This window comes from Teichococcus aerofrigidensis, assembly GCF_054073225.1.
Genome location: NZ_JBSXMU010000047.1, coordinates 16,383 through 28,221, shown reverse-complemented (window position 1 = coordinate 28,221; position 11,839 = coordinate 16,383). Strand labels below are relative to the sequence as shown.

Sequence of the window (11,839 nt, the reverse complement as noted above, 5' to 3'; positions counted from 1 at the left end):
CGCCATCCGCGAGGGCGGCCGCACCGTCGGCGCCGGCGTCGTCGCCAAGATCAGCGCGTAACGGACGCGGGCAGAGATAGGCGCCAGACGATGGACAGCCAGAACATCCGCATCCGCCTCAAGGCGTTCGATCACCGCGTGCTGGATGGCAGCACGCGGGAGATCGTCAACACCGCGAAGCGGACCGGCGCGCGCGTGCGCGGGCCGATTCCGTTGCCGACAGAGATCGAGCGGTTCACCGTGAACCGCTCCCCGCATGTCGACAAGAAGAGCCGTGAGCAGTTCGAGATCCGGACTCATCGGCGTCTGCTTGATATCGTCGACCCCACCCCGCAGACCGTGGACGCGCTGATGAAGCTCGACCTCGCTGCCGGCGTGGATGTCGAGATCAAGCTCTAAGGCCCGGGGGAGCAATCTGCCATGGCCGCGAAGAATGGCCGTACCGGCCTGATCGCGAAGAAGCTGGGCATGACCCGGCTGTTCAACGACGACGGCTCCACCGTGCCCGTCACCGTGCTGCACCTGGACCAGGTGCGCGTGGTGGCCACCCGCACGGCGGAGAAGGACGGGTACGATGCGGTGCAGCTGGGCTTCGGCCTGGCCAAGCCGAAGAACGTCTCGAAGCCCAACAAGGGTCACTTCGCCAAGGCGGGTGTCGAGGCTCCGAAGAAGGTTGTGGAGTTCCGCGTGGCGGCTGACGCCCTGCTGGACCCCGGCGCCGCGCTCTCCGCGAATCATTTCGTGAAGGGCCAGATCGTCGACGTGACGGGCACCTCGAAGGGCAAGGGGTTTGCCGGCGCCATGAAGCGCTGGAACTTCGCCGGCCTCGAGGCGACGCACGGCGTCTCGATCTCGCACCGTAGCCACGGTTCGACGGGCAACCGTCAGGACCCGGGCAAGACCTTCAAGAACAAGAAGATGGCTGGCCATCTGGGTGTTGAGCGCGTGACCACGCAGAACCTCGAGGTCGCTGGTTTCGACCTCGACAAGGGCCTGCTGCTGGTCAAGGGCGCGGTGCCTGGCGCGAAGGGCGGTTATGTGCTGGTGCGGGATGCGGTGAAGACCGCGCGCCACGCTGACGCGCCGTTCCCCGCGGCCGTGGCCTGAGGGTAAGGACGATGCAGGTTCCTGTCATCACGCTGGACAATGCCACGGCGGGCGAGATCGAGCTCCCCGAGGCGCTGTTCGCGGCTTCTCCCCGCGCCGACATCATGGCGCGCGTGGTGCATTGGCAGCTCGCCAAGCGCCGTGCCGGCACCCACAAGGTGAAGGGCATGGGCGAGGTCTCCGGCACCACCAAGAAGCCCTACCGTCAGAAGGGCACGGGCAACGCCCGCCAGGGCTCGCTGCGTGCGCCGCAGTTCCGCACCGGTGGTGTGGTGCACGGGCCTGTGGTCCGCGACCATGGCTATGCGCTGAACAAGAAGGTCCGTCGTCTGGGCCTGATCAGCGCGCTGAGCCAGAAGGCCGCCGAGGGCAAGCTGATCGTGCTCGACGCCGCGTCGCTGGGCGATGCGGCGAAGACCTCCGCCATGGCCGCCAAGGTCAAGGCGCTGGGCTGGAAGAGCGCGTTGGTGGTGGATGCGGCGGTCGAGGACGGCTTCGGCCGCGCGGTCCGCAACCTTCCGCACGTGAACGTCCTGCCCTCCATGGGCGCGAACGTCTACGACATCCTCAATCACGACGTTCTGGCGGTGACCCGCCAGGCCGTCGAGGCTCTGAAGGAGCGGCTGGCATGAGCGAGACCGCGACCAAGAAGCCCGTGATCTCGCGCGAGAAGATGTACCTGACCATCCTCGCGCCGGTCGTGACGGAGAAGGCCACCGGCCTCGCGGAGCAGCACCAGGTCACCTTCAAGGTGCCGCTGTCCGCGACCAAGCCGGAGATCAAGGCCTCTGTCGAGGGTCTGTTCGGCGTGACGGTTCTGTCCGTCAACACGATCCTGACCAAGGGCAAGACCAAGCGGGTGCGTGGCCGCGAGGGCCAGCGCTCCGACTGGAAGAAGGCGATCGTGCGCCTGGCCGAGGGCCAGAGCATCGATCTCACCACGGGGCTCGCTTAAAGCCATGGCGCTGAAGCACTTTAACCCGGTCACCCCGAGCTCGCGCGGGACGGTTCTCATCAACCGTTCCGAGCTGTTCAAGGGCAAGCCGGTCAAGCAGCTGACGGAGGGGAAGAACCACTCCGGCGGCCGCAACAATCACGGCCGCATCACGGTCCGGTTCCGCGGGGGTGGGCACAAGCAGACCTACCGCGTGATCGACTTCAAGCGGCGCAAGTTCGACGTGCCCGCGACGGTCGAGCGGCTGGAGTACGATCCCAACCGCACGGCCTTCATCGCGCTGGTGAAGTACGAGGATGGCGAGCTCGCCTATATCCTCGCGCCGCAGCGCCTGAAGGTCGGCGACACGGTCGTGGCCGGCGAGCGCGTGGACATCAAGCCGGGCAATGCGATGCCACTGGGCTCGATTCCGGTGGGCACCATCATCCACAACATCGAGATGAAGCCCGGTGCCGGCGGCAAGATCGCGCGTTCGGCGGGCACCTATGCCCAGCTGGTCGGCAAGGATGCCGGCTATGCGCAGATCAAGCTGATGTCCGGCGAGCTGCGCCTGGTGCGTGGCGAGTGCATCGCCTCGATCGGCGCGGTGTCCAACCCGGACAACCAGAACCAGCATCTGGGCAAGGCCGGCCGCTCCCGCTGGCTGGGCCGCAAGCCGCACAACCGCGGTGTCGTCATGAACCCGGTCGACCACCCGCATGGCGGTGGTGAGGGCCGGACCTCGGGCGGCCGCCACCCGGTCACGCCGTGGGGCAAGCCGACCAAGGGTTACAAGACCCGCACCAACAAGCGTACGGACAAGCTGATCGTCCGTCGCCGCAACGTGACGAAGGGCTGACCGCGATGTCGCGCAGTGTCTGGAAGGGGCCGTTCGTCGACGGCTACCTGCTGAACAAGGCGGAAGCGGCCCGTGCCTCCACGCGCAACGAGGTCATCAAGATCTGGTCGCGCCGGAGCACGATCCTGCCGCAGTTCGTCGGTCTGACCTTCGGTGTCTACAACGGCAAGAAGTTCATTCCGGTTCAGGTTTCGGAGAACATGGTGGGCCACAAGTTCGGCGAGTTCTCGCCGACGCGGACCTTCACCGGGCATTCTTCGGACAAGAAGGCGAAGAGGGGCTAAGGCGATGAGCAAGCCGAAGCATCCCCGCCTGCTGGCCGAGACCGAGGCGAAGGCCGTGACCCGCAATATCCGGGTCTCGCCCTACAAGCTGAACCTGGTGGCCGGGCTGATCCGCGGTCGCAAGGCCCAGGACGCCGTGGCGACCCTGACCTTCTCCAAGCGCCGCATCGCCCAGACGGTGAAGGTGACGCTGGAGAGCGCGATCGCCAATGCGGAGAACAACCACCAGCTCGATGTCGACCGTCTGGTCGTCTCGAAGGTGGAGGTGGGCCGCGCGGTGGTCATGAAGCGCTTCCATGCGCGTGGCCGCGGCAAGGCGGCGCGGGTCGAGAAGTGGTTCAGCCATCTCTCGATCGTGGTTGCCGAGAAGCAGCCGGACGCCGCGCCGGCGCAGCAGGAGGCCGCGTAACATGGGTCACAAAGTCAATCCGATCGGGCTGCGGCTCGGCATCAACCGGACCTGGGATTCCCGCTGGTTCGCCGATGCCGACTACTCGCGCCTGCTGCATGATGACCTGAAGCTCCGCAACACGCTGAAGGCCCGCCTGAAGGGCGCCGGCGTGTCCAAGGTGGTCATCGAGCGCCCGGCGAAGAAGCCCCGCGTGACGATCCACGCCGCCCGCCCGGGCGTCGTGATCGGCAAGAAGGGCGCCGACATCGAGGTGCTGCGCAAGGATCTGGCGAAGCTCGCCGGGGCCGAGGTGGCGCTGAACATCGTCGAGATCCGCAAGCCCGAGATCGAGGCCCAGCTCGTCGCCGAGAGCATCGCGCAGCAGCTGGAGCGCCGCGTGGCCTTCCGCCGCGCGATGAAGCGCGCCGTGCAGTCCGCGATGCGCCTCGGCGCCGGCGGCATCCGCATCAACTGCGGCGGCCGTCTGGGTGGGGCGGAGATCGCGCGCATGGAGTGGTACCGCGAGGGCCGCGTGCCCCTGCACACGCTCCGCGCCGATATCGACTACGGCACGGCGACCGCGAAGACGACCTATGGCACCTGCGGTGTGAAGGTCTGGATCTTCAAGGGCGAGATCATGGCGCATGACCCGCTGGCGCAGGATAAGCGCGCGGCGGAGCAGGCTCCGCAGCGCTGAGGATAAGAGACAATGCTTTCCCCGAAGCGCACGAAGTTCCGTAAGGCGCACAAGGGCCGCATCAAGGGCGTGGCGAAGGGCGGGTTCACCCTGTCCTTCGGCGGCTTTGGCCTGAAGGCGCTGGAGCCGGAGCGGGTGACCGCCCGGCAGATCGAGGCGGCGCGCCGCGCGATCACCCGCGCCATGAAGCGTCAGGGCCGGGTGTGGATCCGCATTTTCCCGGACGTTCCCGTCTCCACGAAGCCGGCGGAAGTCCGCATGGGTTCGGGCAAGGGCGCGCCGGAGTACTGGGCGGCCCGTGTCAAGCCCGGCCGCATCATGTTCGAGATCGACGGCGTCTCCGTGGAGACGGCGCGCGAGGCACTGACCCTCGGCGCGGCGAAGTTGCCGATCAAGACCAAGCTCGTGACCCGCCTGGGCGCGGCGGAGGCCTGAGTCGATGACGAAGATCGTGGATGTCCGGACCAAGACCCCGGACGAGCTGAAGGCGATGCTGCTGGATCTGCGGAAGGAACAGTTCAACCTCCGCTTCCAGCGCGCGACTGGCCAGCTTGAGGCGGTTTCCCGCATCAAGGTGGTGCGTCGCGATATCGCCCGTGTTAAGACCGTCCTGGCCGAGCAGTCCCGCTCGGCCGCAAAGGCCTGACGAGGAGACCCCGGCTATGCCGAAGCGCGTCCTCACCGGGCGGGTGGTCAGCGACAAGATGGACAAGACCGTGACGGTCTTGGTCGAGCGTCGCGTGATGCATCCGCTCTACAAGAAGTTCATCCGGCGCTCGAAGAAGTACGCCGCGCATGACGATGCCAACCTGTGCAAGGAAGGCGACGTCGTGGCGATCGAGGAGTGCCGGCCGATCAGCAAGCGGAAGACCTGGCTGGTGATCGAGCGCAATGGCGCCGCGGTCGAGACGCCAGGCTTCGCCGCGGGCACGGCCCCGGCTGCGCCGCAGGCCTGAGGACGGTACCTGACCAATGATTATTGTCGAGTCCAACCTCGAGGTCGCCGATAATTCCGGTGCGCGCCGCGTGCAGTGCATCAAGGTGCTGGGCGGCTCCAAGCGCCGCACCGCCTCGGTCGGCGACATCATCGTGGTGTCCGTGAAGGAAGCGATTCCGCGCGGCAAGGTGAAGAAGGGTGACGTGCAGCGCGCCGTGATCGTGCGCACCGCCTATCCGGTTCGCCGGCAGGACGGCACCGCCATCCGCTTCGACCGCAACGCTGCCGTTCTGATCAACAAGCAGAACGAGCCGATCGGCACCCGTATCTTTGGCCCGGTGGTCCGTGAGCTGCGCGCGCGCAAGTTCATGAAGATCATCTCGCTGGCGCCGGAGGTTCTGTAACCATGGCCGCGAAGATCAAGAAGGGCGATCGCGTCCAGGTCCTCACGGGCAAGGACAAGGGCAAGCGCGGCGAGGTGCTGCGCGTGCTGACCGCCGAGGGCCGTGCCGTCGTGCAGGGCCTGAACATCGTGAAGCGCCATACCAAGCCGAAGGGCATGGGGCAGCAGGGCGGCATTGTCGAGAAGGAGGCGTCGATCGACCTCTCCAACATCGCCCTGATCGACCCGAAGTCCGACAAGCCGACCCGCGTCGGCTTCAAGGTGCTTGAGGACGGCAAGAAGGTCCGTGTGGCCAAGGCCTCCGGCGAGGTGATCGACGCATGAGCGAGGCGAAGGAACTGCCGCGCATGCAGCAGCGCTATGCTGAGCTGCTGCGCAAGCAACTGGTCGAGGAATTCGGCTACGGGAACCCGATGGAGGTCCCGAAGCTCTCCAAGATCGTCATCAACATGGGCGTGGGCGAGGCCGCGGGTGACCAGAAGAAGCTGGACGCCGCGCTGGCCGACCTGACCGTCATCGCCGGCCAGAAGCCGGTCAAGACCAAGGCCAAGAAGGCGATCGCGGGCTTCAAGATCCGCGAGGGCCAGGCCATTGGCTGCAAGGTGACGCTGCGCCGCGCCCGGATGTACGAGTTCCTGGACCGCCTGGTCACCGTCGCGCTGCCGCGCATGCGTGACTTCCGCGGCCTGCCGGGCAATAAGGGCTTCGATGGCCGGGGGAACTTCTCCCTGGGCCTGAAGGAGCAGATCGTGTTCCCCGAGATCAGCTATGACAAGGTGGACGCGGTTCGCGGCATGGACATCGTGTTCGTCACGACGGCGAAGACGGACAAGGAAGCCAAGGCCCTGCTGAAGGGCTTCGACCTTCCCTTCGCCAACTGAGTTTGGAAAACCGCCCTGCGCCCCGGCGGGGGCCGGGCAGGTTCCGGAGGATTAGACCGCATGGCCAAGACATCGGCTGTCGAGAAGAACAATCGCCGCGCGCGACTCTCGAAGCTGCACACCGCCAAGCGCGCCGCGCTGAAGGCCACGATCATGGATCGTGCGCTGCCGGTCGAGGAGCGTTTCGAAGCGACGCTGAAGCTCGCCGAGCTGCCGCGCAACGGCGCCAAGGTTCGCGTGCGCCTGCGTTGCGAGCTGACCGGCCGCCCGCGTGGCAATTACCGCAAGTTCAAGCTGAGCCGTAACGCGCTCCGTGACCTGGCCTCGAACGGCCAGATCCCGGGTCTCGTCAAGGCGAGCTGGTAAGGGGGCCGCATGTCGCTGTCCGATCCGCTGGGCGATATGCTGACCCGCATCCGCAACGGGCACCGTGCCCGTCAGGCGCGTGTCACCTCGCCCGCTAGCCGCCTCCGCGCCGATGTGCTCGAGGTCCTGAAGCGTGAAGGCTTCATCCGCGCCTATCGCTCCGAGCAGGTCCGCCCGGGCGTGAGCGTGCTCGACATCGAGCTGAAGTATTCCGAGGGCGAGCCCGCCATCAAGGAGATCATGCGTGTCTCCAAGCCTGGCCGGCGCGTCTACTCCAAGATCAAGGAGCTGCCGAAGTTCTACAACGGGCTCGGCATTTCCATCCTCTCCACGCCGCGTGGCGTGATGAGCGACAATGAGGCCCGCGCTGCCAATGTTGGCGGCGAGGTCCTCTGCCGCGTGTTCTGAGGGAGGGGTCGGCATGTCTCGCGTTGGCAAGTACCCCGTCTCCGTTCCCGCCGGCGTCACCGTCGCGCTGAAGGATGGCGTCCTCTCGGCCAAGGGCAAGCTCGGCGAGCTGTCCCTGCCGCTGGTGACGGACGCCGTCGAGGTGAACGTCGAGGACAACCAGGTCTCGGTGAAGCCGCTCGGTTCCGACCGCCGCTCGCGCACGCTGTGGGGCACCACCCGCAGCCTGATCAACGGCATGGTCACCGGTGTCTCCACCGGCTTCTCCAAGTCCATGGAGATCACCGGCACGGGTTACCGCGCCGCGGTCCAGGGCAAGGAGCTGGTGCTGAACCTCGGCTACAGCCACGAGATCCGCTACGCGATCCCGGACGGCATCAAGATCACCACCGAGCGCCCGACCGCCATCAAGGTCGAGGGCGTGAACAAGCAGGTGGTGGGCCAGGTGGCGGCCGAGATCCGCGCCTTCCGCGGCCCCGAGCCCTATAAGGGCAAGGGCGTGCGGTACACGGACGAGGTGATCCTCCGGAAGGAGGGGAAGAAGAAGTAAGATGTCGAACAAGCTCTCTCTTCAGGAGCGGCGTCGTGCCCGTCTGCGCTTCCAGCTCCGGCTCAAGAGCGGCGGTCGGCCTCGGCTTTCCGTCTTCCGCTCTGGCAAGCACATCTACGCCCAGGTCATCGACGACAAGCAGGGGCGCACGCTCGCTGCCGCCTCCTCGCTGGAGAAGACGCAGCGCGAGAGCCTGCGGACCGGCGCGGATCGCGACGCGGCCTCGGCCATCGGCAAGCTGCTGGCCGAGCGCGCTATCGCGGCCGGGGTGACCGAGGTCGTCTTCGATCGCGGGCCCTACCTGTATCACGGCCGGGTGAAAGCCCTGGCGGACGGCGCCCGCGAGGGCGGGCTGTCGTTCTAAGGAGCACTGAATATGGCACGTGAACCGAGGAGCGGCGGCGGCGGTGATCGCGATCGCGGCCGCGGCCGGGGTCCGGAGCGCAACACCGAGCGTGAGCCCGGCGATGAGCTGAAGGACAAGCTGGTCACGATCAACCGCGTGGCCAAGGTGGTGAAGGGTGGCCGTCGCTTCTCCTTCGCCGCCCTGGTCGTGGTCGGTGACGAGAAGGGCCGGGTGGGCTGGGGCGCCGGCAAGGCGCGCGAGGTTCCGGAGGCGATCCGCAAGGCGACCGAGCGCGCCAAGCGGACCATGGTCCGGGTGCCGATGCGCGAGGGCCGCACCCTGCATCACGACGTGATCGGCGAGTTCGGTGCCGGCCGCGTGATCCTGCGCGCGGCGCCGGCGGGCACCGGCATCATCGCTGGCGGTCCGATGCGCGCGGTGTTCGAGACGCTGGGCATGGGCGATGTCGTCGCCAAGTGCACCGGCACGACGAATCCGCACAACATGGTCAAGGCGACCTTCGCCGCCCTGACGCGCTGCACCAGCCCCCGGGCTGTGGCCTCGCGCCGTGGCAAGAAGGTCTCCGACCTGCTGGGCCCGCGCAAGGACGCGGAGCCGGCGCAGGAGGCTGCCAGTGTCTGAGACCAAGAAGACCGTTCGGGTGACGCAGATCGCGTCCCCCATCGGCCGCAAGCCCGGCCAGCGTGAGACGCTGATCGGGCTCGGGCTCAACAAGATCCGCCGCACGCGGGAGCTGGAGGACACTCCGGCCGTGCGCGGCATGATCCGCAAGGTCGCGCACCTGATCCAGGTGGGCGAGACCACGGAGAAGTGAGATGAAGCTGAACGAACTGCGCGACAATGACGGCGCGCGCAACAAGTTCAAGCGCGTCGGCCGCGGCATCGGCTCCGGCAAGGGCAAGACCTCGGGCCGTGGCGTCAAGGGTCAGAAGGCCCGCACCGGCGTGTCGCTGAACGGCTTCGAGGGCGGCCAGCTCCCGATCTACCGGCGCCTGCCGAAGCGGGGCTTCGTCAACCCGTTCCGCAAGGAATACGCGCCGATCAACATCGGCACTATCGACGCCGCCATCGAGTCCGGCCGCCTGCCAGCCGGTCAGGCGATCGATGAGGCGGCGCTGGAGGCGGCGGGCCTGGTTCGCACCGGCGCCAAGATCGCCGGCGTGCGTCTGCTGGCGCGCGGCGAGATCAAGCGCGCCGTGACGATCTCCGTGGCTGGCGCCTCCGCGGCGGCGATCGCGGCGGTCGAGGCGGCGGGCGGTTCCGTGACGGTGCTGGCGCCGGCCAAGGAAGAAGCGCCCGCGGCGTAACGCCTGTTGCGCCCCCCGCCTCGGGGGGGCTAGGTGATGCATCGACAGGGCTGGCAGCGGCGCCGCGGGATGAGCCCCCGGCGCCGCAGTCATGTGGCCCTTGGGACAATGAAGGGCGAAGCCATGGCGTCCGCCGCCGAACAGCTCGCGGCCAATCTCAATCTCGGCGTGCTGTCCAAGGCCACCGAGCTCAAGAAGCGCATCTGGTTCACGCTGGCCGCGCTGATCGTCTACCGCATCGGCACCTATGTGCCCGTGCCCGGCGTCGATGCCGGGGTGATGGCGGAGATCCTGCGCCAGCATGGCGGCGGCATCCTGGGCATGTTCGACATGTTCACGGGCGGCGCGCTGGGCCGCATGACGGTCTTCGCGCTCAACATCATGCCGTATATCTCGGCCAGCATCATCATCCAGCTGATGTCCGCGGCCGTGCCGACGCTGGAGGCCCTCAAGAAGGAGGGTGAATCCGGCCGCAAGAAGCTGAACCAGTACACCCGCTACCTGACGGTCTTCATCGCCGTCTTCCAGGCCTATGGCATCGCCGTCGGCCTCGAGGCGATGCAGGGGCCGACCGGGCCGGCGGTCTACGAGAACGGCGCCTTCTTCCGCCTCTCCTGCGTGGTCACGCTGGTCGGCGGCACCATGTTCCTGATGTGGCTGGGCGAGCAGATCACCGCCCGCGGCGTCGGCAATGGCATCAGCCTGATCATCTTCGCCGGCATCGTCGCCAACCTGCCGCATGCCCTGGTGGCGACGCTGGAGCTGGGCCGCACCGGCGCGCTCTCGACCGTCTTCATCATGGCCTTCCTGGTCATCGCGCTGGCGGTCATCGCCTTCGTGGTCTTCATGGAGCGGGCGCAGCGGCGCATCCCGATCCAGTATCCGAAGCGCCAGGTCGGCAACCGCATGTTCGGCGGCGAGAACACCCACCTGCCGCTGAAGCTGAACACGGCGGGCGTGATCCCGCCGATCTTCGCCTCCTCCCTGCTGCTGCTGCCCGCGACCTTCGCCGGCTTCTCCGGCGACCAGACCGGCGAGGGCATCCTGGCGCGGATCGGCGCCGCCCTGGCGCATGGCCAGCCGCTCTACATGGGCCTCTACGTCGCCCTGATCATCTTCTTCGCCTTCTTCTACACGGCGGTGGTCTTCAACCCGACGGAGACGGCCGACAACCTGAAGAAGCATGGCGGCTTCGTGCCGGGCATCCGGCCCGGCCAGGCCACGGCGGATTATTTCGACCGGGTGCTGTCCCGCCTGACCGCGGTGGGCGCCATCTACCTCTGCGTCGTCTGCCTGCTGCCCGAGATCCTGATCAGCCAGTACGGCGTGCCCTTCTATTTCGGCGGCACTTCCCTTCTGATCATCGTTTCGGTCACCATGGACACCGTCGCCCAGGTCCAGTCGCATCTGTTCGCCCATCAGTATGAGGGGCTGATCAAGAAGGCGCGAATGGGAGGCGGCCGCGGCGGCATGCCGCGCCTGCGGTAAAGGGGTGCCCTCGGGGACTTATCCCGGGGGGTGGTCAATGGAGTGGATGTTGCGCGTCATGGCGGGGATGGAGCGTTCATGAACCTGATTCTGCTGGGGCCCCCGGGGGCCGGTAAGGGCACCCAGGCGAAGCGGCTCGAGGAGCGGCACGGCATGGCCCAGATCTCGACCGGCGACATGTTGCGGGCCGAGGTGAAGAGCGGCAGCGAGATCGGCCGCCAGGCCAAGGCCATCATGGAGAGCGGCGGGCTGGTGCCGGACGCCATCATCACCGCCATGCTGGCCAACCGGGTTTCCCAGCCGGACGCCGCCCGGGGCTTCATCCTGGACGGCTTTCCCCGCACCACCCCGCAGGCCGAGGCGCTCGACCTGATGCTGCGGGAGAAGGGCATGCAGCTCGACCACGTCATCGAGCTGAAGGTGGATGACGGCGCCCTGGTCGAGCGGATCGCCGGGCGCTTCACCTGCGCGAGCTGCGGCGCCGGCTACCACGACAGCTTCAAGCCGACCGCCCAGCCGGGCGTCTGCGATGCCTGCGGCGGCACGGAGTTCGTGCGCCGGGCCGACGACAAGGCCGAGACGGTGGCCGCCCGCCTGGAGGCCTATCACCGCCAGACGGCGCCGCTGCTGCCTTATTATGCGGCGCAGGGGAAGCTGCGCAGCGTGGACGGCATGGCCTCGATGGACGAGGTATCCCGCCAGGTCGAGACGATCCTCGCCCGCTAGGCTCTTGCCGGCCGGAGGCACGTTCCGGCCGGGCCCCGCGGGGCGGGGCAGCCGGCTTCCGCCTTGACTCTCAGCCTTGAACCCCGTTAAACCCGCGCCTCTCGCGGTCGGGGCCTCCTCGGCCGCGACGATGG

General features: G+C 67.5%; 23 protein-coding genes. All 23 read left to right on the top strand.

The window, feature by feature from the left end; genetic code table 11:
* Positions 1 to 90: 90 nt before the first annotated feature.
* The gene (rpsJ, locus tag ACVMLK_RS11770) at positions 91 to 399 is read left to right on the top strand and encodes a 30S ribosomal protein S10 (protein WP_007004401.1); all 309 of its coding nucleotides are present in this window, start codon (positions 91 to 93) and stop codon (positions 397 to 399) included.
* A 21-nt stretch (positions 400 to 420) separates the two neighbouring features.
* A complete protein-coding gene (rplC, locus tag ACVMLK_RS11765) occupies positions 421 to 1,107 on the top strand; it encodes a 50S ribosomal protein L3 (RefSeq protein ID WP_198365209.1) in 687 nt (228 codons plus the stop codon).
* A gap of 11 nt (positions 1,108 to 1,118) precedes the next feature.
* Complete coding sequence (gene rplD, locus ACVMLK_RS11760) at positions 1,119 to 1,739, top strand: 50S ribosomal protein L4 (RefSeq protein ID WP_198365210.1); 621 nt, start codon at positions 1,119 to 1,121, stop codon at positions 1,737 to 1,739.
* 26 nt (positions 1,740 to 1,765) lie between these two features.
* Positions 1,766 to 2,062 (top strand): 50S ribosomal protein L23, encoded by a 297-nt coding sequence (locus ACVMLK_RS11755; RefSeq protein ID WP_422924745.1) that lies wholly within the window; start codon positions 1,766 to 1,768, stop codon positions 2,060 to 2,062.
* 4 nt (positions 2,063 to 2,066) lie between these two features.
* Positions 2,067 to 2,900: a 50S ribosomal protein L2 gene (gene rplB, locus ACVMLK_RS11750; protein ID WP_198365212.1), complete on the top strand. Its 834-nt coding sequence runs from the start codon at positions 2,067 to 2,069 to the stop codon at positions 2,898 to 2,900.
* 5 nt (positions 2,901 to 2,905) lie between these two features.
* Positions 2,906 to 3,184 (top strand): 30S ribosomal protein S19, encoded by a 279-nt coding sequence (rpsS, locus tag ACVMLK_RS11745; RefSeq protein ID WP_076958669.1) that lies wholly within the window; start codon positions 2,906 to 2,908, stop codon positions 3,182 to 3,184.
* A 4-nt stretch (positions 3,185 to 3,188) separates the two neighbouring features.
* The gene (rplV, locus tag ACVMLK_RS11740) at positions 3,189 to 3,593 is read left to right on the top strand and encodes a 50S ribosomal protein L22 (RefSeq protein WP_198365213.1); all 405 of its coding nucleotides are present in this window, start codon (positions 3,189 to 3,191) and stop codon (positions 3,591 to 3,593) included.
* A gap of 1 nt (position 3,594) precedes the next feature.
* The gene (gene rpsC / locus ACVMLK_RS11735) at positions 3,595 to 4,272 is read left to right on the top strand and encodes a 30S ribosomal protein S3 (protein WP_198365214.1); all 678 of its coding nucleotides are present in this window, start codon (positions 3,595 to 3,597) and stop codon (positions 4,270 to 4,272) included.
* Between the two features lie 12 nt (positions 4,273 to 4,284).
* Positions 4,285 to 4,707 carry a 50S ribosomal protein L16 gene (gene rplP / locus ACVMLK_RS11730; protein ID WP_198365215.1) on the top strand — a complete coding sequence of 141 codons (423 nt, stop codon included), beginning with the start codon at positions 4,285 to 4,287 and terminating at the stop codon, positions 4,705 to 4,707.
* Positions 4,708 to 4,711: 4 nt separating this feature from the next.
* A complete protein-coding gene (gene rpmC / locus ACVMLK_RS11725) occupies positions 4,712 to 4,918 on the top strand; it encodes a 50S ribosomal protein L29 (RefSeq protein ID WP_198365216.1) in 207 nt (68 codons plus the stop codon).
* Between the two features lie 16 nt (positions 4,919 to 4,934).
* Positions 4,935 to 5,228: a 30S ribosomal protein S17 gene (rpsQ, locus tag ACVMLK_RS11720; RefSeq protein WP_198365217.1), complete on the top strand. Its 294-nt coding sequence runs from the start codon at positions 4,935 to 4,937 to the stop codon at positions 5,226 to 5,228.
* 16 nt (positions 5,229 to 5,244) lie between these two features.
* Entirely contained in the window at positions 5,245 to 5,613 is a 369-nt protein-coding gene (gene rplN / locus ACVMLK_RS11715; RefSeq protein ID WP_007004412.1) for a 50S ribosomal protein L14, read from the top strand.
* 2 nt (positions 5,614 to 5,615) lie between these two features.
* Positions 5,616 to 5,936, top strand: a complete 321-nt coding sequence (gene rplX / locus ACVMLK_RS11710; protein WP_198365218.1) for a 50S ribosomal protein L24 — start codon at positions 5,616 to 5,618, stop codon at positions 5,934 to 5,936.
* The gene (rplE, locus tag ACVMLK_RS11705) at positions 5,933 to 6,493 is read left to right on the top strand and encodes a 50S ribosomal protein L5 (protein WP_422922517.1); all 561 of its coding nucleotides are present in this window, start codon (positions 5,933 to 5,935) and stop codon (positions 6,491 to 6,493) included. The genes rplX and rplE overlap by 4 nt, the downstream gene beginning before the upstream one ends.
* 60 nt (positions 6,494 to 6,553) lie before the next feature.
* Complete coding sequence (gene rpsN / locus ACVMLK_RS11700; RefSeq protein WP_198365220.1) at positions 6,554 to 6,859, top strand: 30S ribosomal protein S14; 306 nt, start codon at positions 6,554 to 6,556, stop codon at positions 6,857 to 6,859.
* Between the two features lie 9 nt (positions 6,860 to 6,868).
* Positions 6,869 to 7,267 (top strand): 30S ribosomal protein S8, encoded by a 399-nt coding sequence (rpsH, locus tag ACVMLK_RS11695; RefSeq protein WP_198365221.1) that lies wholly within the window; start codon positions 6,869 to 6,871, stop codon positions 7,265 to 7,267.
* 13 nt (positions 7,268 to 7,280) lie between these two features.
* A complete protein-coding gene (gene rplF, locus ACVMLK_RS11690; RefSeq protein ID WP_198365222.1) occupies positions 7,281 to 7,817 on the top strand; it encodes a 50S ribosomal protein L6 in 537 nt (178 codons plus the stop codon).
* 1 nt (position 7,818) lies between these two features.
* On the top strand, positions 7,819 to 8,181 hold the full coding sequence (rplR, locus tag ACVMLK_RS11685) for a 50S ribosomal protein L18 (protein WP_457486496.1): 363 nt from the start codon (positions 7,819 to 7,821) through the stop codon (positions 8,179 to 8,181).
* Positions 8,182 to 8,193: 12 nt separating this feature from the next.
* A complete protein-coding gene (gene rpsE / locus ACVMLK_RS11680) occupies positions 8,194 to 8,805 on the top strand; it encodes a 30S ribosomal protein S5 (RefSeq protein WP_198365224.1) in 612 nt (203 codons plus the stop codon).
* On the top strand, positions 8,798 to 8,998 hold the full coding sequence (gene rpmD, locus ACVMLK_RS11675; RefSeq protein ID WP_198365225.1) for a 50S ribosomal protein L30: 201 nt from the start codon (positions 8,798 to 8,800) through the stop codon (positions 8,996 to 8,998). Before rpsE ends, rpmD begins: the two co-directional genes overlap by 8 nt.
* A 1-nt stretch (position 8,999) precedes the next feature.
* Positions 9,000 to 9,491, top strand: coding sequence for a 50S ribosomal protein L15 (gene rplO / locus ACVMLK_RS11670; RefSeq protein ID WP_422922518.1), 492 nt, complete (start codon positions 9,000 to 9,002; stop codon positions 9,489 to 9,491).
* A 123-nt stretch (positions 9,492 to 9,614) separates the two neighbouring features.
* On the top strand, positions 9,615 to 10,979 hold the full coding sequence (gene secY, locus ACVMLK_RS11665) for a preprotein translocase subunit SecY (protein ID WP_457486495.1): 1,365 nt from the start codon (positions 9,615 to 9,617) through the stop codon (positions 10,977 to 10,979).
* A gap of 78 nt (positions 10,980 to 11,057) precedes the next feature.
* Positions 11,058 to 11,705: an adenylate kinase gene (locus ACVMLK_RS11660; protein WP_457486494.1), complete on the top strand. Its 648-nt coding sequence runs from the start codon at positions 11,058 to 11,060 to the stop codon at positions 11,703 to 11,705.
* Positions 11,706 to 11,839: the final 134 nt, after the last annotated feature.

Excerpts from the sequence above, each read along its gene's own strand:
- rpsJ (WP_007004401.1), top strand. The coding sequence starts at position 91 with ATGGACAGCCAGAACATCCGCATCCGCCTCAAGGCGTTCGATCACCGC.
- rplC (WP_198365209.1), top strand. The coding sequence starts at position 421 with ATGGCCGCGAAGAATGGCCGTACCGGCCTGATCGCGAAGAAGCTGGGC.
- rplD (WP_198365210.1), top strand. The coding sequence starts at position 1,119 with ATGCAGGTTCCTGTCATCACGCTGGACAATGCCACGGCGGGCGAGATC.
- rplB (WP_198365212.1), top strand. The coding sequence starts at position 2,067 with ATGGCGCTGAAGCACTTTAACCCGGTCACCCCGAGCTCGCGCGGGACG.
- rpsS (WP_076958669.1), top strand. The coding sequence starts at position 2,906 with ATGTCGCGCAGTGTCTGGAAGGGGCCGTTCGTCGACGGCTACCTGCTG.
- rplV (WP_198365213.1), top strand. The coding sequence starts at position 3,189 with ATGAGCAAGCCGAAGCATCCCCGCCTGCTGGCCGAGACCGAGGCGAAG.
- rpsC (WP_198365214.1), top strand. The coding sequence starts at position 3,595 with ATGGGTCACAAAGTCAATCCGATCGGGCTGCGGCTCGGCATCAACCGG.
- rplP (WP_198365215.1), top strand. The coding sequence starts at position 4,285 with ATGCTTTCCCCGAAGCGCACGAAGTTCCGTAAGGCGCACAAGGGCCGC.
- rpmC (WP_198365216.1), top strand. The coding sequence starts at position 4,712 with ATGACGAAGATCGTGGATGTCCGGACCAAGACCCCGGACGAGCTGAAG.
- rpsQ (WP_198365217.1), top strand. The coding sequence starts at position 4,935 with ATGCCGAAGCGCGTCCTCACCGGGCGGGTGGTCAGCGACAAGATGGAC.
- rplN (WP_007004412.1), top strand. The coding sequence starts at position 5,245 with ATGATTATTGTCGAGTCCAACCTCGAGGTCGCCGATAATTCCGGTGCG.
- rplX (WP_198365218.1), top strand. The coding sequence starts at position 5,616 with ATGGCCGCGAAGATCAAGAAGGGCGATCGCGTCCAGGTCCTCACGGGC.
- rplE (WP_422922517.1), top strand. The coding sequence starts at position 5,933 with ATGAGCGAGGCGAAGGAACTGCCGCGCATGCAGCAGCGCTATGCTGAG.
- rpsN (WP_198365220.1), top strand. The coding sequence starts at position 6,554 with ATGGCCAAGACATCGGCTGTCGAGAAGAACAATCGCCGCGCGCGACTC.
- rpsH (WP_198365221.1), top strand. The coding sequence starts at position 6,869 with ATGTCGCTGTCCGATCCGCTGGGCGATATGCTGACCCGCATCCGCAAC.
- rplF (WP_198365222.1), top strand. The coding sequence starts at position 7,281 with ATGTCTCGCGTTGGCAAGTACCCCGTCTCCGTTCCCGCCGGCGTCACC.
- rplR (WP_457486496.1), top strand. The coding sequence starts at position 7,819 with ATGTCGAACAAGCTCTCTCTTCAGGAGCGGCGTCGTGCCCGTCTGCGC.
- rpsE (WP_198365224.1), top strand. The coding sequence starts at position 8,194 with ATGGCACGTGAACCGAGGAGCGGCGGCGGCGGTGATCGCGATCGCGGC.
- rplO (WP_422922518.1), top strand. The coding sequence starts at position 9,000 with ATGAAGCTGAACGAACTGCGCGACAATGACGGCGCGCGCAACAAGTTC.
- secY (WP_457486495.1), top strand. The coding sequence starts at position 9,615 with ATGGCGTCCGCCGCCGAACAGCTCGCGGCCAATCTCAATCTCGGCGTG.
- ACVMLK_RS11660 (WP_457486494.1), top strand. The coding sequence starts at position 11,058 with ATGAACCTGATTCTGCTGGGGCCCCCGGGGGCCGGTAAGGGCACCCAG.